Consider the following 24,385-nt stretch of genomic DNA (forward strand, 5'->3'; position numbering starts at 1 on the left):
GACAAACTTGCAAGCCTGCTAACATGACCTGACCTAGCGCGGCACACATGCGCATCGGCAACATCCATGCAGGAATCTTGCCAAACGCCCTTCAACAGGCTCGAATCCGTTGATACATCGCGTGCCATGACGACACTCGAGAACCAGGCCCTCCACGAGGCCGCACTGGCAGAAGCCATGGAGCATGCTCCGCAAAATGCCGCTCCGCCGATCCCACAGGGCGGGCTGGAAGTGATCTCGATCGCCAAGAGCTACGACAAGCGCAGCGTGCTCAGCGACATATCGCTCACTGTCGGCAAGGGCGAAGTCTTGGGACTGCTCGGGCCCAACGGCGCCGGCAAGACGACATGCTTCTATTCGATCATGGGCCTGGTGCGCCCCGACTCGGGCCGCATCCTGATGGACGGTGTCGATGTCACCAAGCTGCCGATGTATCGCCGCGCGATTCTCGGGCTCGGGTACCTGCCGCAGGAAACCAGCATCTTTCGCGGATTGACGGTCGAAAAGAACATCGAGTGCGTGCTCGAGATGGTCGAGCCCGACAAGGAGGTCCGCGCAGCCGAGCTCGAGCGGCTGCTCGACGAGTTCGGTCTGACGCGGCTGCGCGAAAGCCCTGCGATGGCGCTTTCGGGCGGCGAACGGCGGCGCTGTGAAATCGCCCGCGCACTGGCCGCCAAGCCCTCTATCATGCTGCTCGACGAACCGTTCGCCGGCATCGACCCGCTGTCCATCGGCGACATTCGCCATCTCGTGATCGACCTCAAGGAGCGCGGCATCGGGGTGCTGATCACCGACCACAACGTGCGCGAGACGCTCGATATCGTCGACCGCGCCTGCATCATCTACGGCGGGCAGGTGCTGTTCGCGGGAAGTCCGGCGGACCTGGTGGCGGACGAGAACGTCCGCCGCCTGTACCTGGGCGAATCCTTCACCCTCTGAGGGCGTCGGGGAGGAGGGATAAGTATGGCATTGGGGCCGCGGCTCGATCTCCGCCAATCGCAGTCGCTGGTGATGACTCCGCAGTTGCAGCAGGCCATTCGTCTGCTGGCTGCGAGCAACCTCGAGATCGAAACCTTCATCGGCGAGGCACTGGAGGCGAATCCGCTGCTCGACGCCGGCGACGTGAGCAGCGTCGAGAGCGAGGCGCCGGCCGAAAGCGCGGACCAGGAGATCCGCGATGCCACGCCCGACGTCACGTCCGGCGACGGCGAACAGGCGCTCGACATCGACACGAGCGCGCTCGACCGCGACCGCGATACCGGGGACTGGGCGGCGCAGCCGGCCAGCGCCATGTCGGGCGACGACCTGCCCGATGCGGGCGAACGCTCGGACGACGACCCGACGCTGAGCGAGCACCTCGAAACGCAGGTCGGCGCGGCCTCGCCCGACGTGCGGACCGAGTTCGTCGCGCGCCACCTGATCGGGCTGCTCGACGAAGCGGGCTACCTGCCGGTGTCATTGCGCGAAGTGGCCGGCGATCTGGGCATTCCCATCGCCGAGGCCGAGGGGGCACTCGCGGTCGTTCAGTCGCTCGACCCGACGGGGGTTGGTGCGCGGACTCTGTCCGAATGTCTCGCCCTGCAAGCGATCGAGGCGGACCGCTACGATCCGTGCATGCGACGGCTCATCGAAAACCTCGACCTCGTCGCGCGCGGCGAATTCGCCCGTCTCAAGCGGATGTGCGACGTCGACGACGAGGACTTCGGCGACATGCTGGCCGAACTGCGCAGCTACGATCCCAAGCCGGGGCTGAAATTTGGCGGGGGAGGCGGCGAGCCGGTGGTACCCGACATCCTGATCACCGCGCTGGGCGGCGGATGGGACATCCGGCTCAACGAGGAAACACTGCCGCGCCTGGTGGTCAATCGCGCCTATTACGTGGAGCTGCGCGGCGGCTGCACCGACAAGGCGGCGAAGTCGTGGCTGAGCGAGAAGCTGGCCGACGCCAATTGGCTGATCAAGGCGCTCGACCAGCGCGCCAAGACGATCCTCAAGGTCGCCACCGCCGTGGTGAAGGCGCAGGAAGGGTTCTTCCGCAAGGGCGTGAGCGAACTCAAGCCGCTGACGCTGCGCCAAGTGGCAGAAGAGATCGAGATGCACGAAAGCACGGTCAGCCGGGTGACCAGCAACAAGTATCTGCACTGCGACCGGGGGACCTTCGAGCTGAAGTACTTCTTTTCGAGCGGGGTGGCCTCGTCCGACGGCGAAGGCGCGGTCTCTGCCGAAGCGGTCAAGGCGCAGATACGCGCCTTGTGCGATGCCGAGAATCCGAACGCGATTCTTTCCGACGACAAGCTGGTGGAACTGCTGCGCGATAAAGGTTTCGATCTCGCCCGCAGGACCGTCGCCAAGTACCGCGAATCCATCGGTATCGGCTCGAGCGTGCAACGGCGGCGGCAGAAGAAGCTCGCGTCGGCCTGACCGAGGTTTCCGCGCGTTTTCCAACACTTTCTTCACACAGGTAAATGCCCCTGGCATCCGTAACTTCACCTGTGACTCGAAAGCCCCACCCGCAAAACGTTAATGCTGCAAACTCTTTATTAACCTTTTTCCTTGAGACATGGCGTGGTTAACACCGGGCAACACCCGTTAGCGGGTCATTACCGGGGGTGAAGAAGGGGCTTTTGCAATGCGCGTCCTGCTGATCGAAGACGAGCCGACAACCGCCAAGGCGATCGAGCTCATGCTTACGACCGAAGGGTTCAACGTCTATTCGACGGACCTCGGCGAAGAGGGCTTGGACCTCGGCAAGCTGTACGATTACGACATTATCCTGCTCGATCTGAACCTCCCCGACATGCACGGGTACGACGTGCTCAAGAAGCTGCGCGTCGCCAAGGTGCAGACGCCGGTACTGATCCTGTCGGGCATTTCCGAAATGGATTCGAAGATCCGCTCGTTCGGCTTCGGTGCCGACGATTACGTCACCAAGCCGTTCCACCGCGACGAGCTGGTCGCGCGCATCCACGCCGTGGTGCGTCGCTCGAAGGGGCACAGCCAGTCGGTCATCCGCACCGGCAAGCTGGCGGTCAACCTCGATGCCAAGACCGTCGAAGTCGACGGCGCCCGCGTGCATCTGACGGGCAAGGAATACGCGATGCTCGAGCTGCTTTCGCTGCGCAAGGGCACCACGCTGACCAAGGAAATGTTCCTCAACCACCTTTACGGCGGGATGGACGAACCCGAGCTCAAAATCATCGACGTGTTCATCTGCAAGCTGCGCAAGAAGCTTTCGAGCGCCTGCGGCGGCGAGAACTACATCGAAACCGTCTGGGGCCGCGGCTACGTGCTGCGCGATCCCGACGCCGAGGCGGAAGCCGCCTGACACAGATTCCTTGGACGGAAACCGCGAGAGGCCCGCTGCCGCAAGGTGGCGGGCCCTTTCTCTATTTGCCGAACCATTTTCGCGCCAGGGCGGCAATGCCGTAGGGCACGACGACCACGGCGGTGTGCAACAGCAGCGAGAATACGAAGCTGCCCGTGGTCAGGTAGGGCACGCTCGCCGCGGTGGTGACGGCGGTCCAGCCCGCCACGACCAGCGCCATGACCTGCACTTCGCGCTTGCCGAAGCTGGCGTGTTGCCAACCGAGAACGGCAGCGATGATGATGGCGATCAGTTCCATAGCCTCGTTTCCTCCCGCATTGCGCGCCGCGGGTCAATCGAGCGGCTGGACAAGCCGCGGGCCGAAGCCCTAGCGGCAGGCGCATGAGCGCGCACAAACCCGGCGATCCGACCACTCTCAACCGCCTCTACGGCCGCAGCAAGGGCAAGCCGCTGCGCGCCCACCAGCAGGAGCTGGTCGATTCGCTGCTGCCGAAGATCGCCGTTCCCGACGAAGGCCCGGTGACTGCGGAGGGTCTGTTCGGCCGCGATTGCCCGCTGCATTTCGAGATCGGCTTCGGCGGCGGCGAACACCTGGCGGCGCGCGCCGACATGCTGCCCGACCACGGCTTCATCGGCGCCGAGCCGTTCCTCAACGGCGTCGCCCAGGCGCTGGTCCACATCGATGGCGACAACGGCGCGCATCCGCCGCTCGGCAACGTCCGGCTGCATCTCGGCGATGCGCTCGAAGTCCTCGCCCGCATCCCCGACGGCGCGCTGAGCTTCCTCTACCTGCTCCACCCCGACCCCTGGCCCAAGGCGCGCCACGCCAAGCGGCGGATGATGAACGACGGGCCGGTGGAGATGTTCGCCGCCAAGCTCAAGCCCGGCGGAGAGTTTCGCTTCGGCACCGATCACCCGGTCTACCTGCGCCACGCACTGATGGTCATGCGCCGCCACACCGACACCTTCGAATGGCTCGTCGAAGGGCCGCAAAGCTGGCAGGATCGGCCCGGCGGCTGGACCGAAACCCGCTACGAACGCAAGGCGCGCGAGGTCTTCGGCCACGAAGTGTGGTACTTCCGCTATCGGCGGCGCTAGACTATCGCACTTCCCCGGCAAACCGCAGGTTTTGCGGTGCCGACCCTCAGCGCAATCGTTCCTCTGAGTTGTAACGACCCGGGCCAATTGCGTTCCCCGTCACCGTTGGGGGTGCCGTTCACGCGCTTGCCCTACTTTCCCCGCCCGCATTCCGGCGTCGTGCATACCGTCGCCTCGTGAATGTAGCGATTCCTGCCGTTCTCGACTCGAAACATCTGGCTGGCCGGGGTCGCCCGATCGGCTGGCAGTCCGGCATCGAGCCAAGGGAAGTCGTGGAAGATCGAGACTGCACCGATGGTCTCGTCGATGACATAGCGGCGATGGCCCACTTTGAGCTTCTGCGGGAACGCCCCCATGTCGCATGTATTGCCCTCGGGGTCCTTGCTGCCGGTGTTTATACGGCCCTCGAGCCGGTGGCAGGGCGTGCCGTGCGGCACCGGGAGCTCCGGGTCTCCCCAATTGTCCAGGTACGCATCTGCTGCCGCCTGGAGGACCGCCCGCGTGTCGCGTTTGGTCCTGGGAATCTTATCCCACTTCTCGCTTTGTGTGACGGCAAGGTGCTCGCGCGCTCCGAACATCCAGTCCCCGGCGTCGGTGACGACGGATTCCATCTTCGAGACTTTCCCGTCCGTTGTCGCCTCGATGTGGGTGTGGATCACGTAGGGATGCGGATCGCTGGCCGCCACCAACTCGGTAAAAGTGGCGCATTGCGTGGTGTCGAGGAAGCTGCGGGTGAAGTCGACCTTGAGGGGGCCGGCCAGCACGCCCTGGCCGATGTCCATGACCTTGTCGTTCTCCGCGTAGGACGCGCCCTTCGCGAGCGGCACCAGATCGGCGCTTCCGGACCTTTGCGCCTTCACGTAAGTGCCGGCCAGCTTCTGCAGCGTTGCCCGGCTGCATTGCGCCTGGGCGGCCGTCGCGAAAGCGAGTCCCGCGGCCACGATGAAGAGCTTGGCCACGGCTCGCGCCAGGGCCGCCGGGCCCTCGCGGCGGTTCATTGCGCGGTCTGGTCGGGCCGGCCCCTCCGGGGTGCCCGTGTGCCGGATGAGCCGATTCATTCGCGGCGGCCCGCATCGTCGGGGGCGGCCGTCGCGACCGAAGCGTGCCGGCTGACTTCGATGGTGGCCTGGGCGCGCAGTTTGCCGACCTGGACGACGATCGGGCCGCGCGGCGTGGGATCTTCGACCACGACCTTGGCCCACAGGCCCTTGTCATCCTTGAAATATGACGTGGTGTTCGCCGCTCGCAGCGCCTCCAGGCTAGCCTGCGGGGTTCCCCCCAAGGCGGACGCGAACCCCGGCAGTTCGAAGATAACCCAGCTGCCCTTGTCCATTTCGCGCAGGCTCAGCGAAAGCTTGTCTCTCGCCGTCGCCACCCTGATCTCTGCGCCGCTGGGGATGGTGGTCTCGCCGTTATATTCGTAGCGTTTGCCCTCGCGCTGAAGGACGACCGGTTCGGTGGCCGGTCCGGTGACGAACTCGGGGAACACTTTCGTGTCGTCGATACTGAGGCGGCCCATGTCGCCCTTGCATACGGCTGCGCCCCAGCTCGCCTTCATTTCACAGTTTTTCTCATTGGATGCGATGCCGTTGTCGATGACGATATAGGCACCGGGGACGCCGCCGACCGAGCCGTCCAGATCATGGAACGCTGCGCTCCGATAAGCGGCGCGGCCACCGAAGTCGGAGGCCCAGCGGCTCTGGACCGCGGGGAAATCGACCGGCTTGGAATTGATGAACTTCAAGCCCTTGACCGAGTTCTCGGTGCTCATGCCGAAACTGGTGAACAGCAGGTAGGAGATCGCGCCCGCATCGCGGGTGGCGTTGGGCTGGTAGTTCACGAACGTAGTGTTCACCACCTCGTGGAGGTAATCGTAGTATTCGTAACCGCGGATCGGGAAGTCGGCGGTTTCCTTCGGCAGGCTGCGGCCATAGGCCACTTCCGCTGGCGTCGCGGGGTTGCCGATATTGCCGCTTTCGCCGACGAACAGCGAATCGATCACCCGCGAGGTGTACGGACCGAGACCCGCCCCACCGGACGCATGGGTGAAGCCGATCGCGTTGTCGGCCAGCTTCATGTTGCGGTAGAGATGGGCCTCGCCCCGGCTCCAGATGGCGCCGTTGCGGTTCTTGTAGGCGGTATAATCGTCGATGGCCGACACCACCACCTGGCTCTTCGTGTCGGTGGGGTCGGCATAGCTGATATGGCCTGCCCCGCCGACGTTGAAAGTGCCGTCGGGTGCTGGGCCGCGGTCGAACATGACCCCGTCGAAATTGGAATGTGCGGTATTGCCTCTGAACTCCCGGATCTTCGTTCGCCGGGGCCAGATCCTGTCACTGCCTTCCTTGTCCAGGAACGCGCCGGTCGGATGCTGCGGCAAGGCGAACCAGAAGCCGATCGCCTCCGAGCCCGCGGCGACGTTGCCGACGTAGGTGTTGTCGGGATTGGTGATCCAGAAGGTCGATGCGGTGTTGTCGGACGGGATCAGGATGTCCTTGGCGTGTTGACCGGCCGGAGACTGGTGGGCGAGAGTCAGGTCGGTTGGTACGCACGGCTTGCCGTCGGGATGGCACTTGGTGAGGATGCCGAGGTTGTGGACGAACTGATTGCCGTGTTCGACCGCGTCTTCGAGGAAGAAGCAGTGGCCCACCGTATTGAAGGTCACGTTGTTTTCCACCCGCACGTTGTTGGTGCCATGCACCGTGACGCAGCGGCTGTAGGTATCGTGGATCGAGGAGTTCTGGATGTACTGGCCCTTGCCTTCGCCCAGGACGTGCCAATGCATCGGGTAACGGGCGAGGTGCATGTTCTGACCCATGCGATAGAGCTCGGCGCCGGAGATGTGCACTTGCGAGCCGGGCATGGCCATGATGTGCCCGCCGAAGTAGCTCCGCTCGGCATCCTCCGACGCCTGGACGCGGATGTTGCGCGTCAGCAGGCCGACCTCGCCCCGCTCGTCGACACCGTAGGTGATCTCGCCGTAGTGCATGTAATCGAGCGGCTTATCGAGCGTGAGCGTGTTGCCGCTGACGGCGGCGACCGCGCGCCGCTCTGCCTGGTGGGGGTCGAAGTCGGTCGAGGCCAGGACAATCTGGTCCCCCTTGCGCCACCCGCTTGCATCGAGGACCTCGATCTTCGTGCTGCCGGCCTTCGCTGTCCGAGCGAGCTTGGTCCAGGTGTTGGTGCGGTCGCCGTGCAGCTCGAGCGTACCGTTCAGCATCATGATGCCGCGGTCGCCCATGGTATTGATGTCTTCGTCGGGAATGGTGTCGGTCAGCGTGATCGTCGCCTGCCGGGTGAACGGCCGGGCTTCGCTGCCGATGTCGAGCTCGCCGCCCGCCAGATAGATCCACTCGGTCTTCAGCTCGGTATCGCGATCGTCTGCAAAACTTAGCTTGCCGTTGATTGTCAGACTGCGCAGTGCCGGCGGACTGACGTCGAGAACGATGTTCTTGTCCCTTGCGATCGTGACGGCGTCGCCCGCACCCGGCACCTTGCCGTCGGGCCAGGAAGCCGGATCGGACCAACGCGACGCGGGGACCGCCGAATGCGGTGCCTGCGCGGGCATGTCCATATGAGCGTGCGCATCCTGCCCTTCGGCCTGCGCAGTGCCGAGCAGAAGGAAGGCAGGGAAGAGCGAGAATACAAGAAACTGGCGCGACAATATCCGCATGGCGTTCATCCCCTCCGTCGGACCGCGAGGCCCGCATTCTTTATCCGAGCGGGAGAGTGCAACGATTGGGACCGTTTGCCAAGCGACTAGAAGGTGAGCGTCGGACCTGACCGAGATTGGAGTGCCGAATGAGGGCGATTGATTCGCAGCGATTAACGCGGCCAGTCAGCAAACGACCCAAAGCCTGCCCTTCTGCCAAGCGCCCCAAAACCCGGTCATAAGAGCTGGTGTTACGAAGCCGCCCGAACACCGCTTTCTCGCCGAGGGCGGCAGCGGGATCGCCTGGTGAGCTAGCTCACCACGCCGGCGCCGGCGAGCACCGCCAGGGTCAGGATATCGGGCGCCGTGGCGGTCATCGGGGCGACCTGCACGGGTTTTTCCATCCCGATCAGCATCGGCCCGATCACTGCATTGCCGGCCAGCTCGCGCAGCATCTTGGCGCTGAGGTTGGCCGATTGCAGGCCGGGCATGATCAGCACGTTGGCCGGTGCGGAGAGCCGGCTGAAGGGATAGAGCTTCATAACCGTCGGATTGAGCGCCGCATCGGGCGCCATTTCGCCCTCGTACTCGAACCCCGGGGGGTCGGCATCGAGGATGTGCACCGCGTCGCGGATGTTCTCGAGCCATTTGCCCGACGGGTTGCCGAAGGTCGAGTAGCTGAGGAAGGCGACGCGCGGTTCGTGGCCGAGCCGCCGGGCGACGCGAGCGGTCTCGCGGGCGATATGCGCCAGCTCCTCGGCGCTGGGCCGTTCGTTGATCGTCGTGTCGGCGAGAAACACGGTGTAGTTCTTGCCGATCATCATGTGGATGCCGAACGGCACCTCGCCCGGCTTGGGATCGAGCACCTGGCTGATCTCGCGCATGGTCTGGGCGAAGGTCCGGGTAATGCCGGAAATCATCGCGTCGCCGTGACCCAGCGCAACCAGCAGGCTGGCGAAGATGTTGCGTTCCTGGTTGACGAGCCGGCGCACGTCGCGCTCGGTATATCCGCGCCGCTGCAGACGCTTATAGAGATAATCGACCATCGCCGGCACATATGGGCAGTCGGCCGAATTCTGGATCTCGAACGCGTCGGTGTCCGGCACGCCCAGTTCGGTCAGCTTCTCCTTCACCGCATGGGTCCTCCCGACCAGCACCGGGGTGCCGTAGCCGAAATCGCGGAACTGGATCGCCGCACGCAGCACGACGTCCTCTTCGGCCTCGGCGAAGACGATGCGCTTGGGGTCGCGCTTGGCATCCTCATAGACGCCCGTCAGCACCGAGGTGGTCGGGTTCAGCCGCGCCCGCAGGCTCATGCGATAGGCATCGAAATCCGCGATCGGCTTTTGCGCCACGCCCGAATCCATCGCCGCCTTGGCGACTGCCGAGGAGACGGTTTCCATCAGGCGCGGATCGAACGGGGCCGGGATGATGTATTCGGTGCCGAAATGGTGATCGACGCCATAGGCGGCGGCGACCTCGTCGGGCACGCGCTCGCGCGCCAGCCCGGCAATCGCCTCGGCCGCGGCGATCTTCATCTCTTCGTTGATCGCCGTCGCCCGCACGTCGAGCGCGCCGCGAAAGATGAACGGGAAGCCGAGCACGTTGTTGACCTGGTTGGGGTAGTCCGACCGGCCGGTGGCGATGATTGCGTCGGGCCGGACCGCCTTGGCATCTTCCGGGCGAATTTCCGGATCGGGATTGGCCATCGCGAAGATGATCGGCTTGTCGGCCATGGCCGCCACCCATTCGGGCTTGAGCGCTCCCGCGGCCGAAAGGCCGAGAAAGACGTCGGCGCCCTTGAGCGCCTCTTCCAGGCTGCGCGCCTCGGTCGGCACGGCGTGCGCGCTCTTCCACTGGTCGACGCCGTCGCGCCCCGGATAGATCGGGCCCTTGCGATCGCAGACGATGACGTTTTCGTGCGGCACGCCCATCGCCTTGATCAGCGCGGTGCAGGCCAGCGCCGAAGCCCCCGCGCCGTTCACCACCATGCGCACGTCCTTCATTGCGCGGCCGGTCAGATGGACCGCGTTGATCAGGCCGGCGGCAGCGATGATAGCCGTGCCGTGCTGGTCGTCGTGCATGACCGGGATGTTCATCCGCTCGCGCAGCGCCTGCTCGATCACGAAGCATTCGGGGGCGGCGATGTCTTCGAGGTTGATGCCGCCGAAGCTCGGCTCCATCAGCGCCACCGCTTCGATGAATTTGTCGGGATCTTCGGTGTCGAGCTCGATGTCGATCGAATCGACGTCGGCGAAGCGCTTGAACAGCACCGCCTTGCCTTCCATCACCGGCTTGGCGGCGAGCGCGCCGAGATTGCCCATGCCGAGGATTGCGGTGCCGTTGGTGATTACCGCCACGAGATTGCCGCGCGCGGTGTATTCGTTGGCGCAGGCGGGATCGTCGGCAATCGCCTGGACCGGCACCGCCACGCCCGGAGAATAGGCCAGGCTCAAGTCGCGCTGGGTGGCGACGGGCTTCGACGGAACGATCTCGATCTTACCCGGGCGGATGGCGCTGTGATAGAACAGCGCTTCGCGGTCGGTGAAACTCTTGGTGTCGTCTGCCATCCATCTCTCCTGATCGGGACCGTCCCTAACCGCCCTTGCCGCGAAGCGGTAGGGGAAAGCAGCGCGCCGGCGCTTCCCGAATCGCCGGGGCCCCCGCTACGCCACGAAGATGGCCGATTCCGCCCCGACCCCGATGATGGCGCAGTATCTCGCGCTCAAGCGCGAGGCCGGGGACTGCCTGCTGTTCTACCGCATGGGGGATTTCTTCGAGCTCTTTTTCGAGGACGCACGGATAGCCGCCGGGGTGCTCGACATCGCCCTGACCAGCCGCGGCGAGCACGGCGGCGCGCCAATCCCGATGTGCGGTGTCCCGGTGCATTCGGCGGAAGGCTATCTCGCCCGGCTGATCAAGGCCGGTTGCCGCGTGGCCATCGCCGAACAGACCGAATCGCCCGAAGAGGCGAAGAAGCGCCGCGGCTCCAAGGCGCTTGTCGCGCGCGATATCGTTCGCTTCGTCACCGCCGGGACGCTGACCGAGGAAGCTCTGCTCGAACCGCGCCGGGCCAACGTGCTCGCCGCCGTCTGCGAAGTGCGCGGAGCCTGCGGCATCGCCGCCTGCGATATCTCGACCGGCCGGATGGAGCTGGAGGAGTGCGAGCCCGGCCAGCTCGCGGCGACACTGGCGCGCCTCGGGGCGAGCGAAGTCGTCTGCCCGGAAGAATGGGACGGCGCGCCGCCCGGCGCCAGTGGGCGGCCCCGTCACGACTTCGCCAGCGAAGAAGGCGAGGCGCGGCTCGAGTCGATCCACGGCGTCGCGACGCTGGACGGCTTCGGCAGCTTCTCGCGGCCGATGCTCGCGGCGGCAGGCGGACTCGTCGCCTATCTCGACCATGCGGGTCGCGGCACGCTGCCGCTGCTCCTGCCCCCCATCGCGCGCGCAAGCGGCAGCACGCTGGCGATGGACGAAGCAACCCGCAGCAGCCTGGAAATCCTCGAAAGCCAACAGGGCGGGCGCGCCGGCAGCCTGCTCGCCGCGGTCGATCGCTGCGTGACCGGCGCAGGGGCCCGGCAATTGGCCGAAGATCTCGCCGCGCCGCTTACCGGACGCCCGGCCATCGAGCGACGACTGGCGCTGGTGCAATGGTTTCACGCCGATTCGCTGCTGCGCGCCGACTTACGCGGGGCGCTGCGTTCGCTGCCCGACATCGGCCGCGCACTCGGCCGCCTGGTCGCCGGGCGCGGCAGCCCGCGCGACCTCGGCCAGCTACGCGACGGGCTCGGTGAAGCCCGCCGCATCCGCGACGCGCTGCAGGCGAAGAGAGAGCGCCCCGAGCTACTCGAAGAACTCCTGCCTAGCCTCGCCGGGCACGGTGCGCTGACCGATCTGCTGGCGCGGGCACTCGTTCCCGCGCCGCCGACCGAACGGCAGAAGGGCGGATATATTGCCGAAGGCTACGACCATGCGCTCGACGAACTGCGCGACGTGTCGGGCAATGCCCGACGGGCGATCGCCGCGCTCGAGGCGAAATACCGTGACGAGACCGGCATCGCCGCGCTCAAGATCCGCCACAACGGCGTCCTCGGCTATTTCATCGAGGTGCCGAGCCGGCATGCCGACGCCCTGATGGCCTCGGACAGCGGCTTCACCCACCGCCAGACGATGGCCAGCGCGGTCCGTTTCAATTCGCTCTCCTTGCACGAGGAGGCGAGCCGGATCGCCGAGGCCGGCGGCCACGCGCTGGCCGCGGAAGAGCGACATTTCGAGGACCTGGTCGCCGAGGTGGTCGCGCGGGCTCGCGATATCGCCGCGACCGCCGCAGCGCTGGCCCGGATCGACGTGGCCGCCGGTCAGGCCGAGCGGGCGGCCGAAGGCGGCTGGGCCCTGCCCGCGATCGTGCCGGAGCGCTGCCTCGAGATTGTCGGCGGACGCCATCCGGTGGTCGAGGCCGCATTGGCGAAAGCCGGGGAGCGCTTCGTCGCCAACGACTGCACGCTATCGCCCGAGGACCGGCTGTGGCTCATCGGCGGTCCCAACATGGGCGGCAAGTCGACGTTCCTGCGCCAGAACGCGCTCATCGTGCTGCTTGCCCAGGCGGGATGCTATGTCCCCGCCGAGAGCGCGCGCATCGGCCTGGTCGACCGCTTGTTCAGCCGCGTCGGCGCGAGCGACAACCTGGCGCGCGGGCGATCGACCTTCATGGTCGAGATGGTCGAAACCGCGGCCATCCTCGCCCAGGCGAGCGAGGACAGCTTCGTCATCCTCGACGAGGTCGGGCGCGGCACATCGACCTACGACGGGCTCGCGCTGGCCTGGGCGGTGGTCGAGGCGGTGCACGAACGCAACCGCTGCCGCTGCCTGTTCGCCACCCACTATCACGAGCTGTCGCGGCTCGCCGAGACGTGCGACTCGCTGTCGCTGCACCACGTCCGCGCGCGGGAGTGGAAAGGCGACCTGGTCCTGCTGCACGAACTGGCCGAGGGGCCCGCCGACCGCTCCTATGGCCTCGCCGTCGCCAAGTTGGCGGGGGTGCCCAAGGAGGTCGTCGCCCGCGCCAAGGCGGTGCTCGACCGGCTCGAGAAAGGCCGTGCCGAGACGGGCGGGCTGGCGGCGGGCCTCGGCGACTTGCCGCTCTTCGCCGCGGCCGCGCAGCTCGAGGAAGAGCAGTGCGACGAATTGCGCGAACGGTTGCAGGCGCTCGACGTGGATGCCCTGACACCGCGCGAGGCGCTCGACCTTCTCTACGAGCTTAAGCGCGAAGCCGACGGAACCTAACGCCCGCCGCAGGACTTCTTGCGGTATGGCGCAGGACGATCCCCCTCCGGGTCCCGACGAGCCCGACAAGAACACCAAGTGGGCGGAATTCCGCACCGACCTGGCGGAAGACCGCAACATCATGGCCATGGAGCGGACCTTTGCCGGCTGGATGCGCACGGCCTTCGCCGCGATCGGCATCGGTCTCGCCTTCAAGGCGGTGTTCGGCGAGTTCGACCCGCCCTGGCTTGCCAAGGCCATCGCCACGGTCTTCATTCTCGCCGGCGGCTGGCTGGCGATTTCCGCCGAGCGACGCACCTGCCGGACGCTCAAGAAGCTCGACGCCCACAAGCTCGATGCCGTTTCGCCGCCGAATTTCCGGACGCTCGCCTACGCCGTGGCGCTCGGCGCGGCGATACTCGTGGCCGGCCTTTGGATTCTCAACGACGGCCAGATCAGCGGCTAGGAAACCCTAGGCGCCGTCGGACGGCAGGTCGGGATCGACCTTGTTGCTGTCGCCGTACTTGCCTTCGTTGTCGTCGAGATTGGGTTCGCCGCGATAGGCGTCCATGTCGATCTGGCCCGATTGTTCCATGTCGCGCATTTCATCGATGACATCCTGCGCCGGGCTGTCGCCCAGCGGCGCGTGGACCTTCTCGCTGTCGAGCGGGCTTTCCTCGGCGTCCTTGCCGCGGGCGTCTTCGGCCACCTCCTGCGCCTGGCTGAGGTGATCGTCCTGCTCGTCGTTGTGCGTCTCCGGGGCGAGATTGGCCTGGCGCTGCTCCTGGCTCTTCACCCGTTCGTTGCTCTTGTCGGTCATGGGGGTAATCTCCTTTGCGCGACCAACGAACGCGCCGAGGAGGCGGTTCCGCTCAGCGGTTCGCGCCGGGCACCCAGAGCACGTCGCCTGCGCCCGCGGCGTTGACCGCACGGGCGAGTACGAAGAGGTAATCCGACAGCCGGTTGACGAAGGCCAGCGCGGCCGGGTTGACCGGCTCGGCGCCGGCCAGCGCGGTCATCGCCCGCTCCGCCCGGCGCACCGAAGCGCGGGCGAGGTGAACCCGCGCCGCCGCTTCGCTGCCGCCCGGTAGGATGAAATTCGTCAGCGGATCGAGCGTCGAATTCATCGCGTCGATACGCTGTTCCAGCCATTCCGCCTGGCGGGGGACGATCCGCAGCACCATATCCGACGGCGCGAAGTCGTCGCCCCCCATTGCACCGCGCGGAGTTGCGAGGTCGGCACCGAGGTCAAACAGGTCGTTCTGTAGCCGGATGCAGTCGGCTTTCGCTTCCTCCTCCAGCGCGAGCACCGCGAAGCCGAGCGCCGAGTTCGCCTCGTCGACCGCGCCGATGGCTTCCATCCGGGCGTCGTGCTTGGCGCGGCGCGAGCCGTCGACGAGACCGGTGGTGCCGTCGTCGCCGGTGCGGGTGTAGATCTTGTTGAGCTTGACCACGGCGGCGGGCGGCGCGGCCCTAGCGGGTCAGCGACAGCAGCAGGAAGACGATCAGGATTGCGCCCGCCTGGTACATGATGCGGTTCATCATCATGCGGTTCTGCTTCAGTTGCAGTTCCTTCTGGCGCCCGCCGCCGGCCTCGATGTCGGCCTTGTTGGCCTGAAGGAAGGCGATGATGCCGCGCACCAGCGAGACGATCACGCCGAGCATAAGGAGCACGAGGACGATGATGAGGAAAGTCTGCATGGTGCCTATCTAGTCACTCGCCGAAGGTAATGCCAGCGGGCAGGCGCCCGGCGCGCAGCGCCACGGCCAGCGCATGCCCGTCGTCCCCGGCCAGCCGGCGGTCGGCCAGCGAAGGAGAGCCCCGGCGCTTGGCCAGTTTCTGCCCGTCCGCATCGAGCAACAGAGGGTGGTGGTGCCAGACGAGCACCGGCAGGGCGAGCAGTTCCTGCAACAGGCGGTGAAGGTGGCTGGCGGGGAACAGGTCCGTCCCGCGCGTGACCAGCGTGACTCCGTCGGCCGCATCGTCGACAGTGACCGCGAGATGGTAGCTCGCCGGGGTCTCGGCATCCTTGCGCACCAGCACGGGATCGCCGCCGAGCTCGGGCCGCGCGGCCTGCTCGCCCGCGCGTTCGTCGCTCCAGGTCAGCGGACCGGTCCGGCGCAGCGCCTCGGCGACGTCGAGCCGCCATGCCGCGCCCGCCGGGTTGACACCTCGCCCCCGGCACGTGCCGGGGTAGACAGGCCCGTCGGGTCCGACCGTCGTCGCCGCAGCGGCGATCTCGCCGCGGGTACAGCGGCAGGAGTAGAGCAGCCCCTCAGCCTTCAACCGCTCCGCCGACTGCGCATAGGCCGCGATCCGCGTCGACTGCGCCGGGACCTCCTCCCATTCCAGCCCGAGCCAGGCGAGGTCGGCGCGGAATTCGTCCGCCATTTCCGGACGCGAGCGGGCGCCGTCGATGTCCTCGATCCGCAGCAGGAAGCGTCCCCCGCGTTCCTTTGCCAGGTCGTGCGCCACAATCGCCGAATAGGCATGCCCGAGATGCAGCGGGCCGTTGGGGCTGGGGGCGAAGCGGGTGACGGTCATTGCTGCGATGTCTGTTGCCTTGAGGACCACGTTTGGGCCGGCGACTGGTGGATGATCCTGTGGATTTGCTGTTTGTAACGGGCTTGACGCTTTTCGGCGCAAATGCTCCCTAAGCGAAATCAGGGAGGAACGCGAAAGGTGTTCAAGGCCGAACTGATCGAACGCGCCGCGACCTTCCGCAGCGCCATGGAAGACCCGACGAGGCGGCTCGAAAGCTGCCCCTCGCTGGTGCTCAACGCCGACTACACGCCGCTGTCGTACTATCCGCTGAGCCTGTGGCCCTGGCAGACCGCGATCAAGGCCGTGTTCCTCGAACGGGTCGACATCGTCGCCAGCTACGATCGCTGCGTCCATTCGGTCAGCCTCGACATGCAGATCCCCAGCGTGATCGCGCTCAGGCAATACGTTCGCCCAAGCGAGTTTCCCGCCTTTACCCGCTTCAACCTGTTCCTGCGTGACCGCTTCTCCTGCCAGTACTGCGGCAGCGAGCAGCACCTGACCTTCGACCACGTCGTGCCCCGCCGGCTGGGCGGCAAGACAACGTGGGAGAACATCCTCACCGCCTGCGCCCCATGCAACATGAAGAAGGGCGGCCGCACGCCCAAGCAGGCGCACATGCACCCGCTGGTCGAACCGATCCGCCCGACCCACTGGCAGCTGCAGCAGCACGGCAAGCGGTTTCCGCCGGGCTACCTGCATGAGACGTGGCGGGATTGGCTCTACTGGGACATCGAGCTGGAGGCCTGAGGCAAGGCGTCATCCCAGCGAAAGCCGGGACCGCCCTCGATCCGGTGCTACGTCACCGCCGCCCGCTGCTTGAACTCCTCGCGCTTCCACTCCCCGCTCGCCAGTACCTCGCCGAGCGCCTCGGCAGCGTGCCAGCAGTCTTCGAAGCGCAAGTAGGCCGGGGCGAGGCCGAAGCGCAGGATGTCGGGGTCGCGGAAATCGCCGATCACGCCGCGGGCGATCAGGGCCTGGCTGAGCGCGTAGGCTTCCGGGTGGCCGAACGAGAGCTGGCTGCCGCGCCGGGCCGGGTCGGCGGGGCTGACGCACGGCAAGTCGGGGGCGAAATCGGCCATGGCCGCGCGGAGAAATTCGGACAGCGCGCGTGACTTGGCCACCAGCCGCTCGATACCGATCTCGGCGATGATCCGCACCCCCTCTTCGAGCGTGACCATGCCGAGGATCGGTGGGGTGCCGGTCAACAAGCGGCCGATCCCGGCGGCGGGGGCGTAGTCGTCGGTGAAGGCGAAGGGCGCTGCGTGGCCCATCCAGCCGGTCAGCGGCTGTTGCAGGGCGGCGTGGTGGCGTGTCGCGACGAAAGCGAAAGACGGGGCGCCGGGGCCGCCGTTGAAGTACTTGTAGCCGCAGCCGACCGCGAGGTCCGCGCCGCAGCCGTTCAAGTTCACCGGCACAGCGCCGGCGCTGTGCGAGAGGTCCCACAGCACCAGCGCCCCCACGTCGTGCGCCGCCTCCGTCAGCCGCACCATGTCGTGCATCGCGCCCGTCTTGTAGTGGACTTGAGTCAGGAGCAGCAGCGCGACGTCCTCGTCGAGCGCGGCTTCTAGTTCGCCGCGCTCGGCCAGCCGCCGTTCGGCGAGGCCCTGCGCTTCCAATCCGGCGATCATGTAGAGGTCGGTCGGGAAGTTGCCCGGCTCGCTCAGCACCACCTTCCTGCCGGGCCTCAGGGCCAGGGCCGCCGAAATAAGCTTGAACAGGTTTACGGATGTAGAATCGCAGGCGATTACCTCGTCCGGCCCTGCGCCGATAAGCGGGGCGATCATGGCGCCGATCTTTTTCGGCAGATCGATCCAGTTCGCGCTGTTCCAGCTGCGGACCAGCCCCTCGCCCCATTCCTTGCGGATCACCTCGCCCATACGGCTGGCGGTGCCGAGCGGCAGCGCGCCGAGCGAATTTCCGTCGAGGTAGACCACCCCCGGCGGCAGCGCGAACAGGCCGCGGTAGCCGGCGAGCGGATCGGCCGCGTCGAGCGCGCGGGCCTCCTGCAGCGACGGCATCAAGCCCTCTCCCCTTCAGGGGAGAGGAGGGAGCCGCGAAACGGCGGAAGGAGAGGGGATCGTGCGCACCCCCCCTCTCCCAACCCTCTCCCCTGAAGGGGAGAGGGCCAGGGTGTTGCGCCCCCTCTCATATCTCAGTCCTGACCGCCAGCAGCTCTGGAAAGAAGCCCTTCTTCAGCACGCTTTCGAGGTAGGGCACGCCGGCCGTCCCGCCGGTGCCGCGCTTGAAGCCGATGATCCGCTCGACCGTCTTCAGATGCCCGAAGCGCCAGCGCTGGAAGTGGTATTCGAGATCGACCAGCTTTTCGGCCAGCTCGTAGAGGTCCCAATATTTGTCGGGATCGCGATAGACCTGCGCCCAGGCTTCGACGATCGCCTCGTTCACCTCGTGCGGCCGCTCGAGCCCGCGCTCCAGCACCTGCGCCGGGATGGCGAAGCCGCGGCGGTCGAGCAGGCGGATGACCTCGTCGTAGAGGCTCGGGCGTTCGAGCTCGGCGCGCAATTCCTCCGCAACCTGGGGCGTGGCTTCGTGCATTGTCACCATGTCGGGATTGCGCCCGCCGAGCATGAATTCGAACAATCGATACTGCGCGCTCTGGAACCCGCTCGAATTGCCGAGGTGCGGGCGGATCGTCGAATAGTCGTGCGGGGTCATCGTGCTCAGCACGTCCCAGCTGGTGATCAGCTGACCCTGCGCGCGGGCGATGCGGGCGAGCATCTTGAACGCCGGGCTGAGATCGCCAGCCGCGATCAGCGCGCGCGCCGCGGTCAGTTCATGCAGGCACAGCTTGAGCCAGAGCTCGCTCGCCTGGTGGACGACGATGAACAGCATCTCGTCGTGCGCGTCCGACGAGGGATGCTGCGCGGCGAGGATGCGGTCGAGATCAAGGTACGAGCTGTAGGTGACGTCCGAAGGCATCCGGGGCCTATAGGACGCAAATCGTCGCGGGTGAAACTACTGATCGATCACGCGGGTCTGCGGATGGTGCTTGTCGAGATGCTTCTTGACGATCCTGAGGTTGCGCGTGTTCGAGCGGAACAGGAAGTCCAGCGCATCGCCGGCCACGGGGACGAAGCCAACAGCGGTGTCGAGCCCGACGTTGCCCATCATCCGCCACAGCTTCCATTTGGGCATGCCGAGGTTCTTGGCTTCCCAGACCAGATAGGTGCCGAGTGCGGCGCCGATGAAGTCGCCGATTACCGGGATCAGGCCGACGACGGCGTCGAGCCCGAACTGGTAATTTGTGCCCGGTACCGTGAAGCCGCGTTCGAGCAGCCGCTCCATCGCCTCGATCCGCTGGCGCACACTGGCCGGATCGGTGCCCGTCGGCAGCTGCGAGGCCATCCGGCGCAGTCGTTCCGCCTGAGCGCTGCGCTGGCTGCGGGCGGGGTCATACGTCTCGATAGGGTCCATTACGGCCCTCCTCTCGAGTGTTACTTGGGTATCATCGCCAGCGCCGGCAAGGGATGCCAAGCCCACTGGTTGGCCGTGTATCCCGTGACGTCGCCGCGCACCAGCGACCAGCGCAGCGGCATGGCAAGCGGGATGTAGGCGTCGATTGCGGTCAGCTTGGCCTCGGCCCGCGCCAGCGCCGCACCGCGTTCCTCGGCCGTTTCGGCGGTCAGCGCCGCCACCACCTCGGCGTCGGCATCCGACGAACAGAGCCCGCGCCGGAGCGTGCAGTTGAACTGGTTGAGGAACCAGCGCGGCTCGGCGTAGCGGGCGACGCGGTCGACGAGTTCGAGGTCCGCAGGCTTGCCCGGCTCGCTGCGTTCGAGGCTTACGCCGATCGTTTGCCACTGGGCGGCGAGTTCGTTGAACAGCGCGGCGTTGCCGGGCGCATCGGCGAGCGCAATGCGCAAGGTCGGCATCTTGCCCTCACCGCTTCCGCCCACCCAGCCGGCGACGCGCCGGCGCGCTTCGCCGCGCAGGTCGGCGATGTCGATTCCCGCCCAGCGCTCGCTCGCCCCGGCGCCGGCGATCGAGACCGGGACCAGCCGCGTGGTCGGCACCCAGCCGCTGATGTTGAAGGCCGCGAGCAGCGCCGGGCGGTCGAGCGACATCGCCAGCGCCTCGCGGTTTTCCGGCCGGGCGAGAAAGCCGTTGGCGTTCTTGATCTGCAGCCCGAACAGACCGATCGCCGGATCGACCCGCCGCGTGCCGCGCGACAGCGGCCCTGGTTCGGCAAGCGGCCAGCCGCCGATCCGCCCGCCCAGCACGACATCCACGCTCCCGTCGTCGAACGCTGCCAGCGCGCGCTTCGCATCGAGCGCCTTCAGCGCCAGTGGACGGGCCCGATCCCGCCACTCCTCGTCCTCCGGCAGGCCGCGGTCTTCGGGCGGTTTGAGGGTCAGGTCGGCCACGCTGCTCGCCTTGTCGGCTCGGTGCAGGACCATTTCGCCCGAACCGACACCGCCGTGCGAGAGCGCCAGCTCAGGTTGCGCCATCAGGCGCAGGAAATCGGGCATCGGCGCGCTCAGGCGAATCTCCACCACCCGGCCGGCCATCGCCCGGACGTCGCTGATCGGAGCGAGGTCGAGGGCCAGCGACGTCCCGCGCAAGCTGCGAAGCACCCGGCGCAGGCTTTCGCGGGCCCGCTCCCCGGTGAGATCCGTACCGTCGGCCCATTTCCCGTCACGCAGGCGAAAGATGTAGCTGCGCCCCTCGTCGGCGACGATCCAGCGGTCGGCGAGCGCAGGTACGATTTCGCCCTGCGCGTCGAGCGCGACGAGACCGGTCGAGGTGGCTGCGCGGACGGCCTGGCCGCCGGGTGAGAGGCGCAAGCCGCTGGCGAACAGCTGATCCTCGCTGTCGATGAAAGCCACCCCGAGCGGCCCGCTTTTGCCGCTGCCGCAGCCAGCGAGCGCCAGGCAGCCGAGGGCGACGAGCAGGAGGACGCGTCCGCGCATGCCGCCGTCCCTAGGACGTCGGCCCGCCCGGCGAAAGGTCAGATCGCGCGGAGCTTGCGCGGGTCCGTCTTGTCGAGCGCGGGACGCGTGAAGCGCGGGCTGGAAAGGTCGTTGGCGGTGGTGCCGACCGGCGCACGCGCCAGCTTGGGGTCGATTTCCTCGAGGAAGGCAATGCCGAAGCGGTTGCCCTCGATCCACGCGATCGATCCCTCGACCGGACCGATATTGCGCAGATCGACCGTGACGAGAGCGCCGCGCGCCACCTTGAGCTCGGCCTCCGCCATCATGCCGCCGGACGACAGGTTGCGTACCTTGACGCGGTGGCACTTCTCGCCGCCGTCGATACGAACTTCCGCGATCAGCAACAGGCTGTCGCGATCCACCTGGCGGGTTTCGACGCTGCTCATCGGTCGGTTTCCATGCCTCCTGAGTGAAGCCTCGCTGCACACGCCGAATGCGCGCGCAAATCGATGCGCGGACTTTGGCTGCGTTTGGTTATCAGGCTGTTAATGGATACGCGAATTTGCACGACATGTACCGAAACGGGTCAGTCGTCGCGCGAAACCTTCTCGCGTCGCTCGTGGGCCTGTTGCGCCTCCACCGTCATGGTGGCGATGGGCCGGGCAATCAGGCGGTTGATGCCGATCGGTTCGCCGGTCACCTCGCACCAGCCGTATTCGCCTTCGTCGATCCGGCGCAGGGCCGAGTCGATCTTCGCGATCAGCTTGCGCTGGCGGTCGCGGGTACGCAGTTCGATGCCCCAGTCGGTTTCGCTCGAGGCGCGATCGTTCATGTCGGGCTCGCGAATCGGACCGTCCTGGAGCGACTGCAAGGTGAACTCGGAAGCGGTGAGGATAGACTTCTTCCACTCGAGCAGCAGGACCCGAAAATAGTTCAGCTGCCGGGCCGACATGTATTCTTCGTCATCGCTGGGGGTATAGTCCGCGTCCAAGGCCCGCTTGGCCTTGGCGAGGATATCGATGTCGTCACCCATCACAGACGCCATCAGTGGTACTCTCCGGTTGGATCCTGGCCCTCGAACGGCCGGCAAAATCGCGATGCCGCCGTCCCCCCGCGCCCACCGCCCGGTGGGCTGGTTGGCGCGCCTATACGGACCTCGCGGAGCCCGCACAAGCGGCAATGGGACCGAATAGCCCCCGATTCCTTAAGCTTGGCCGAACGGCCGAATTTCGTTGGTAAACAGCACGGTCAAACTTTTTGCCGCGCCGTTAACCATTCTTTTAGGCGAGTGGGACGAACGTGCATTCCAGCGAAGTCGCGCGGCATATGCGCCGCCGGCATCAGGGGGTAGGTCATGAAGCTGACCAAGATTGAAGGGGTTGCCGAAATTCACGCCGACGACGTCGGAGTCGCCAACATGATCGTGGCCAGGTGCCTTGCCGCTGCGACGCAGGGCGACCTTTCCGCCTACTACGATCTCGGGGTCGCATTCTCGACCGGCAGCCACGGCGTCGGCGTCGACATGATCGAAGCGCACAAATGGTTCAATCTCGCCGCTTCGCACGGGCACGAGGAAGCCGCCTGGTGTCGCGCCGATATATCGGAAGAGATGACCGCGCGGGACATAGCCGAAGCCCAGCGCCGGGCACGCGAATGGCTGAGCGACGGCGCCCGCCACGCCGCCTGAGTTTCGCGTCCGACGCGTTCAGCCCTTCCTGAAGGGCGTCCTTGCAGCAAGATAGAGGCTGTCCTGCGCCACGCCTTCGCGTTCGCGTTGGAGATAGTCGGCCACGGCCTCGCGAAATCCCTGATCGGCGATCCAGTGCGCCGACCATGTCTGCACCGGGGCATAGCCACGAGCCAGCTTGTGCCCGCCCTGCGCCCCGGCCTCGACCCGCTCCAGCCCCCGCTCGATCGCAGCGTCGATGGCCTGGTAATAACACAGCTCGAAATGCAGGAACGGCCGGTCGACGGTGCAACCCCAATAGCGGCCATAGAGCGCATCGGCGCCAATGAAATTGAGCGCCCCGGCGATCGGCGCGCCGTCCTCGTAGGCGAGGATCAGCAGGACACGCTCGCCCATGCGCTCGCCGAACAGGTCGAACGCCTCGCGCGTCAGGTAGGGCTGGCCCCACTTGCGGGCGCCGGTGTCTTGATAGAACACCCAGAATGCGTCCCAGTGCTCGGGACGGATGGCGCGGCCGCTGAGGTGGCGGATCTCGACTCCGTCCTGCGCCCTGGCCCGCTCCTTGCGCAAGTCCTTGCGTTTGCGTGAGGACAGATCGCCAAGGAACTCCTCGAAGCTTTCGTAGCCGCGGTTGTGCCAGTGAAACTGGATGTCGTTGCGAAGCAGCCAACCGGCGCGCTCGAACAGGTTCCGCTGCGCCGGCTCGATGAAGGTGGCGTGAGCCGACGACAGGTCGTTCTGCAGACACAGGCTCTCCGCCGCGCGCAGCAAAGGGGACGCATAAGCTTCGTCGGAGAGCAGCAGGCGCGGGCCCGTCGCCGGGGTGAAGGGCGCGGCAATCTGCAATTTGGGATAGTAGTGTCCCCCGGCGCGGTGCCAGGCATCGGCCCAGGCGTGATCGAACACGTATTCGCCTTGGCTGTGCCCCTTGAGGTAGGCCGGCAGCGCGCCGAGCAGCGTCCCGCGCGCGTCCTCGATAACGATCGGCGAGGGGCTCCAACCGGTGCCGGGCCCGACGCTGCCCGAATCCTCAAGCGCGGCGAGGAAGGCGTGGCTGACGAAGGGATTGTCCGGTCCGGCGACGGCATCCCACGCCTCGGCTGGAACGGCGTTCACTCCGGATACTGCGCGCGCAATCAGGTCGCCGTCGGCCATAGACCCATATTAGGGATTTGCCGCCGTCTTTGCGACTCCTTCGCCTTCGGCAATCGGCGCATCGGCAAATTGCGCCGCGCGCTCGCGCAAGGCCGGACTGGAGACGGTCCAGGTCAGCACCGGCACCCCGCGACGGCGCTGGGCGGCGGCAAAGCGGCTGGGCAGGTCGCGCACGTCATAGGCAAGGAAGTCCGGCCGTGCCTTCCACAGCCACAGATGCCGGCGCAGACTTCCGATGAGCCCGCGATCGTTCTCCTCCGTCATCACCAGTCCACGCAGGATACTCGGCGCGTTGCGGCCGAACCAAGCAACGACCCGCGGGTCGAAGCTCATCACCGCCGCTTCTCCGCGATAGCCTTCGAGCTCGCGGCGCACCGCCAGGCACACCGCGCCGATGCGCATCTCGCGTTTGGACTTGATCTCGATCAGCAGCGGCACCCGGCCCCGCACCAGCCCGAGCAGGTCGCGCAGGGTCGGGATTCGCTCTCCCGAAGCCATCAGTGCCATGGCGACGAGTTGCGCCGCGGTGCGCTCGCGCACGGGCCCGCTTTCGGCGGTCAGGCGGTCGAGCTCCCAGTCGTGGAACACCATCGCTCGACCATCGCGGCTGAGCTGGACGTCGCACTCGATGCCCATGCCCCGTGCGATTGCCCCGGATGCGGCGCCGAGCGAATTCTCGACATCGGCGGAAATATGCAAGCCGCGGTGGGCGTAGTCCGTCGCCCTCAGCCAGGACACCCGCGCCGCATCGGGCGCCGGCGCGAGCCAGCCA

24 protein-coding genes are annotated in these 24,385 nt (G+C 66.6%); 8 read left to right on the forward strand and 16 right to left on the reverse strand.

Translation table 11 applies throughout. From position 1 onward, the window contains the following. The first annotated feature begins 177 nt into the window (after positions 1-177). The 3 genes from lptB to ctrA all read left to right on the forward strand — a co-directional run bounded on the left by lptB (position 178) and on the right by ctrA (position 3,325). The gene (gene lptB, locus Q7I88_RS01910) at positions 178-939 is read left to right on the forward strand and encodes an LPS export ABC transporter ATP-binding protein (protein ID WP_305098644.1); all 762 of its coding nucleotides are present in this window, start codon (positions 178-180) and stop codon (positions 937-939) included. A gap of 24 nt (positions 940-963) precedes the next feature. Beyond that, on the forward strand, positions 964-2,421 hold the full coding sequence (gene rpoN / locus Q7I88_RS01915; protein WP_305097352.1) for an RNA polymerase factor sigma-54: 1,458 nt from the start codon (positions 964-966) through the stop codon (positions 2,419-2,421). A 208-nt stretch (positions 2,422-2,629) separates the two neighbouring features. Further along, a complete protein-coding gene (gene ctrA / locus Q7I88_RS01920; RefSeq protein ID WP_305097353.1) occupies positions 2,630-3,325 on the forward strand; it encodes a response regulator transcription factor CtrA in 696 nt (231 codons plus the stop codon). Positions 3,326-3,386: 61 nt separating this feature from the next. Here the strand turns inward: ctrA and Q7I88_RS01925 are convergent, their stop codons facing one another. Next, positions 3,387-3,623 (reverse strand): hypothetical protein, encoded by a 237-nt coding sequence (locus Q7I88_RS01925; protein ID WP_305097354.1) that lies wholly within the window; start codon positions 3,621-3,623, stop codon positions 3,387-3,389. A gap of 83 nt (positions 3,624-3,706) precedes the next feature. On the opposite strand from Q7I88_RS01925, the gene trmB reads away from it, so the two are divergent. Further along, positions 3,707-4,423, forward strand: a complete 717-nt coding sequence (trmB, locus tag Q7I88_RS01930) for a tRNA (guanine(46)-N(7))-methyltransferase TrmB (RefSeq protein WP_305097355.1) — start codon at positions 3,707-3,709, stop codon at positions 4,421-4,423. Between the two features lie 131 nt (positions 4,424-4,554). On the opposite strand, the gene Q7I88_RS01935 is transcribed toward trmB, so the two are convergent. The 3 genes from Q7I88_RS01935 to Q7I88_RS01945 all read right to left on the reverse strand — a co-directional run bounded on the left by Q7I88_RS01935 (position 4,555) and on the right by Q7I88_RS01945 (position 10,645). Then, positions 4,555-5,421 carry a DUF8021 domain-containing protein gene (locus tag Q7I88_RS01935; protein WP_305097356.1) on the reverse strand — a complete coding sequence of 289 codons (867 nt, stop codon included), beginning with the start codon at positions 5,419-5,421 and terminating at the stop codon, positions 4,555-4,557. Between the two features lie 56 nt (positions 5,422-5,477). Next, positions 5,478-8,096 carry a G8 domain-containing protein gene (locus tag Q7I88_RS01940; RefSeq protein ID WP_305097357.1) on the reverse strand — a complete coding sequence of 873 codons (2,619 nt, stop codon included), beginning with the start codon at positions 8,094-8,096 and terminating at the stop codon, positions 5,478-5,480. Between the two features lie 290 nt (positions 8,097-8,386). After that, positions 8,387-10,645, reverse strand: coding sequence for an NADP-dependent malic enzyme (locus Q7I88_RS01945; RefSeq protein WP_305097358.1), 2,259 nt, complete (start codon positions 10,643-10,645; stop codon positions 8,387-8,389). A 109-nt stretch (positions 10,646-10,754) separates the two neighbouring features. Here Q7I88_RS01945 and mutS point away from each other — a divergent pair, with 109 nt between their 5' ends. Both mutS and Q7I88_RS01955 read left to right on the forward strand, forming a co-directional pair. Then, the gene (mutS, locus tag Q7I88_RS01950; RefSeq protein ID WP_305097359.1) at positions 10,755-13,358 is read left to right on the forward strand and encodes a DNA mismatch repair protein MutS; all 2,604 of its coding nucleotides are present in this window, start codon (positions 10,755-10,757) and stop codon (positions 13,356-13,358) included. 25 nt (positions 13,359-13,383) lie between these two features. Next, on the forward strand, positions 13,384-13,803 hold the full coding sequence (locus Q7I88_RS01955) for a YidH family protein (RefSeq protein WP_305097360.1): 420 nt from the start codon (positions 13,384-13,386) through the stop codon (positions 13,801-13,803). A gap of 6 nt (positions 13,804-13,809) precedes the next feature. On the opposite strand, the gene Q7I88_RS01960 is transcribed toward Q7I88_RS01955, so the two are convergent. Genes Q7I88_RS01960 through gluQRS form a run of 4 tightly spaced genes read right to left on the reverse strand, consistent with a single transcriptional unit; the run spans position 13,810 to position 15,882 of the window. Continuing rightward, the gene (locus tag Q7I88_RS01960) at positions 13,810-14,157 is read right to left on the reverse strand and encodes a hypothetical protein (protein WP_305097361.1); all 348 of its coding nucleotides are present in this window, start codon (positions 14,155-14,157) and stop codon (positions 13,810-13,812) included. A gap of 52 nt (positions 14,158-14,209) precedes the next feature. Continuing rightward, positions 14,210-14,791: a cob(I)yrinic acid a,c-diamide adenosyltransferase gene (locus tag Q7I88_RS01965; RefSeq protein ID WP_305097362.1), complete on the reverse strand. Its 582-nt coding sequence runs from the start codon at positions 14,789-14,791 to the stop codon at positions 14,210-14,212. A 19-nt stretch (positions 14,792-14,810) separates the two neighbouring features. After that, positions 14,811-15,038, reverse strand: coding sequence for an HIG1 domain-containing protein (locus Q7I88_RS01970; protein ID WP_305097363.1), 228 nt, complete (start codon positions 15,036-15,038; stop codon positions 14,811-14,813). A 13-nt stretch (positions 15,039-15,051) separates the two neighbouring features. Beyond that, positions 15,052-15,882 carry a tRNA glutamyl-Q(34) synthetase GluQRS gene (gluQRS, locus tag Q7I88_RS01975; RefSeq protein ID WP_305097364.1) on the reverse strand — a complete coding sequence of 277 codons (831 nt, stop codon included), beginning with the start codon at positions 15,880-15,882 and terminating at the stop codon, positions 15,052-15,054. A gap of 186 nt (positions 15,883-16,068) precedes the next feature. Here gluQRS and Q7I88_RS01980 point away from each other — a divergent pair, with 186 nt between their 5' ends. Further along, entirely contained in the window at positions 16,069-16,629 is a 561-nt protein-coding gene (locus tag Q7I88_RS01980; protein WP_305098645.1) for an HNH endonuclease, read from the forward strand. A 47-nt stretch (positions 16,630-16,676) separates the two neighbouring features. On the opposite strand, the gene kynU is transcribed toward Q7I88_RS01980, so the two are convergent. The 6 genes from kynU to dksA all read right to left on the reverse strand — a co-directional run bounded on the left by kynU (position 16,677) and on the right by dksA (position 21,816). Continuing rightward, on the reverse strand, positions 16,677-17,900 hold the full coding sequence (kynU, locus tag Q7I88_RS01985; RefSeq protein WP_305097365.1) for a kynureninase: 1,224 nt from the start codon (positions 17,898-17,900) through the stop codon (positions 16,677-16,679). Between the two features lie 127 nt (positions 17,901-18,027). Further along, complete coding sequence (locus Q7I88_RS01990) at positions 18,028-18,819, reverse strand: tryptophan 2,3-dioxygenase (RefSeq protein WP_305097366.1); 792 nt, start codon at positions 18,817-18,819, stop codon at positions 18,028-18,030. Between the two features lie 36 nt (positions 18,820-18,855). Further along, a complete protein-coding gene (locus Q7I88_RS01995) occupies positions 18,856-19,245 on the reverse strand; it encodes a DUF4112 domain-containing protein (protein WP_305098646.1) in 390 nt (129 codons plus the stop codon). An 89-nt stretch (positions 19,246-19,334) separates the two neighbouring features. Further along, complete coding sequence (locus Q7I88_RS02000; protein ID WP_305097367.1) at positions 19,335-20,810, reverse strand: ABC transporter substrate-binding protein; 1,476 nt, start codon at positions 20,808-20,810, stop codon at positions 19,335-19,337. Between the two features lie 38 nt (positions 20,811-20,848). Beyond that, positions 20,849-21,217 (reverse strand): PilZ domain-containing protein, encoded by a 369-nt coding sequence (locus Q7I88_RS02005; RefSeq protein ID WP_305097368.1) that lies wholly within the window; start codon positions 21,215-21,217, stop codon positions 20,849-20,851. Positions 21,218-21,357: 140 nt separating this feature from the next. After that, positions 21,358-21,816, reverse strand: a complete 459-nt coding sequence (gene dksA / locus Q7I88_RS02010) for an RNA polymerase-binding protein DksA (RefSeq protein ID WP_305097369.1) — start codon at positions 21,814-21,816, stop codon at positions 21,358-21,360. A gap of 309 nt (positions 21,817-22,125) precedes the next feature. Between dksA and Q7I88_RS02015 the strand changes: the two genes are divergently transcribed. Then, entirely contained in the window at positions 22,126-22,458 is a 333-nt protein-coding gene (locus tag Q7I88_RS02015) for an SEL1-like repeat protein (RefSeq protein WP_305097370.1), read from the forward strand. A gap of 18 nt (positions 22,459-22,476) precedes the next feature. Here Q7I88_RS02015 and Q7I88_RS02020 read toward each other — a convergent pair whose 3' ends face one another. Together Q7I88_RS02020 and Q7I88_RS02025 are read right to left on the reverse strand one after the other, a co-directional pair. Continuing rightward, entirely contained in the window at positions 22,477-23,613 is a 1,137-nt protein-coding gene (locus tag Q7I88_RS02020) for a GNAT family N-acetyltransferase (protein ID WP_305097371.1), read from the reverse strand. Between the two features lie 9 nt (positions 23,614-23,622). Beyond that, entirely contained in the window at positions 23,623-24,351 is a 729-nt protein-coding gene (locus tag Q7I88_RS02025) for a glycerophosphodiester phosphodiesterase family protein (protein ID WP_305097372.1), read from the reverse strand. Positions 24,352-24,385 lie beyond the last annotated feature (34 nt).

This window comes from Croceibacterium aestuarii (assembly GCF_030657335.1).
Classification (GTDB): Bacteria; Pseudomonadota; Alphaproteobacteria; order Sphingomonadales; family Sphingomonadaceae; genus Croceibacterium_B; species Croceibacterium_B aestuarii.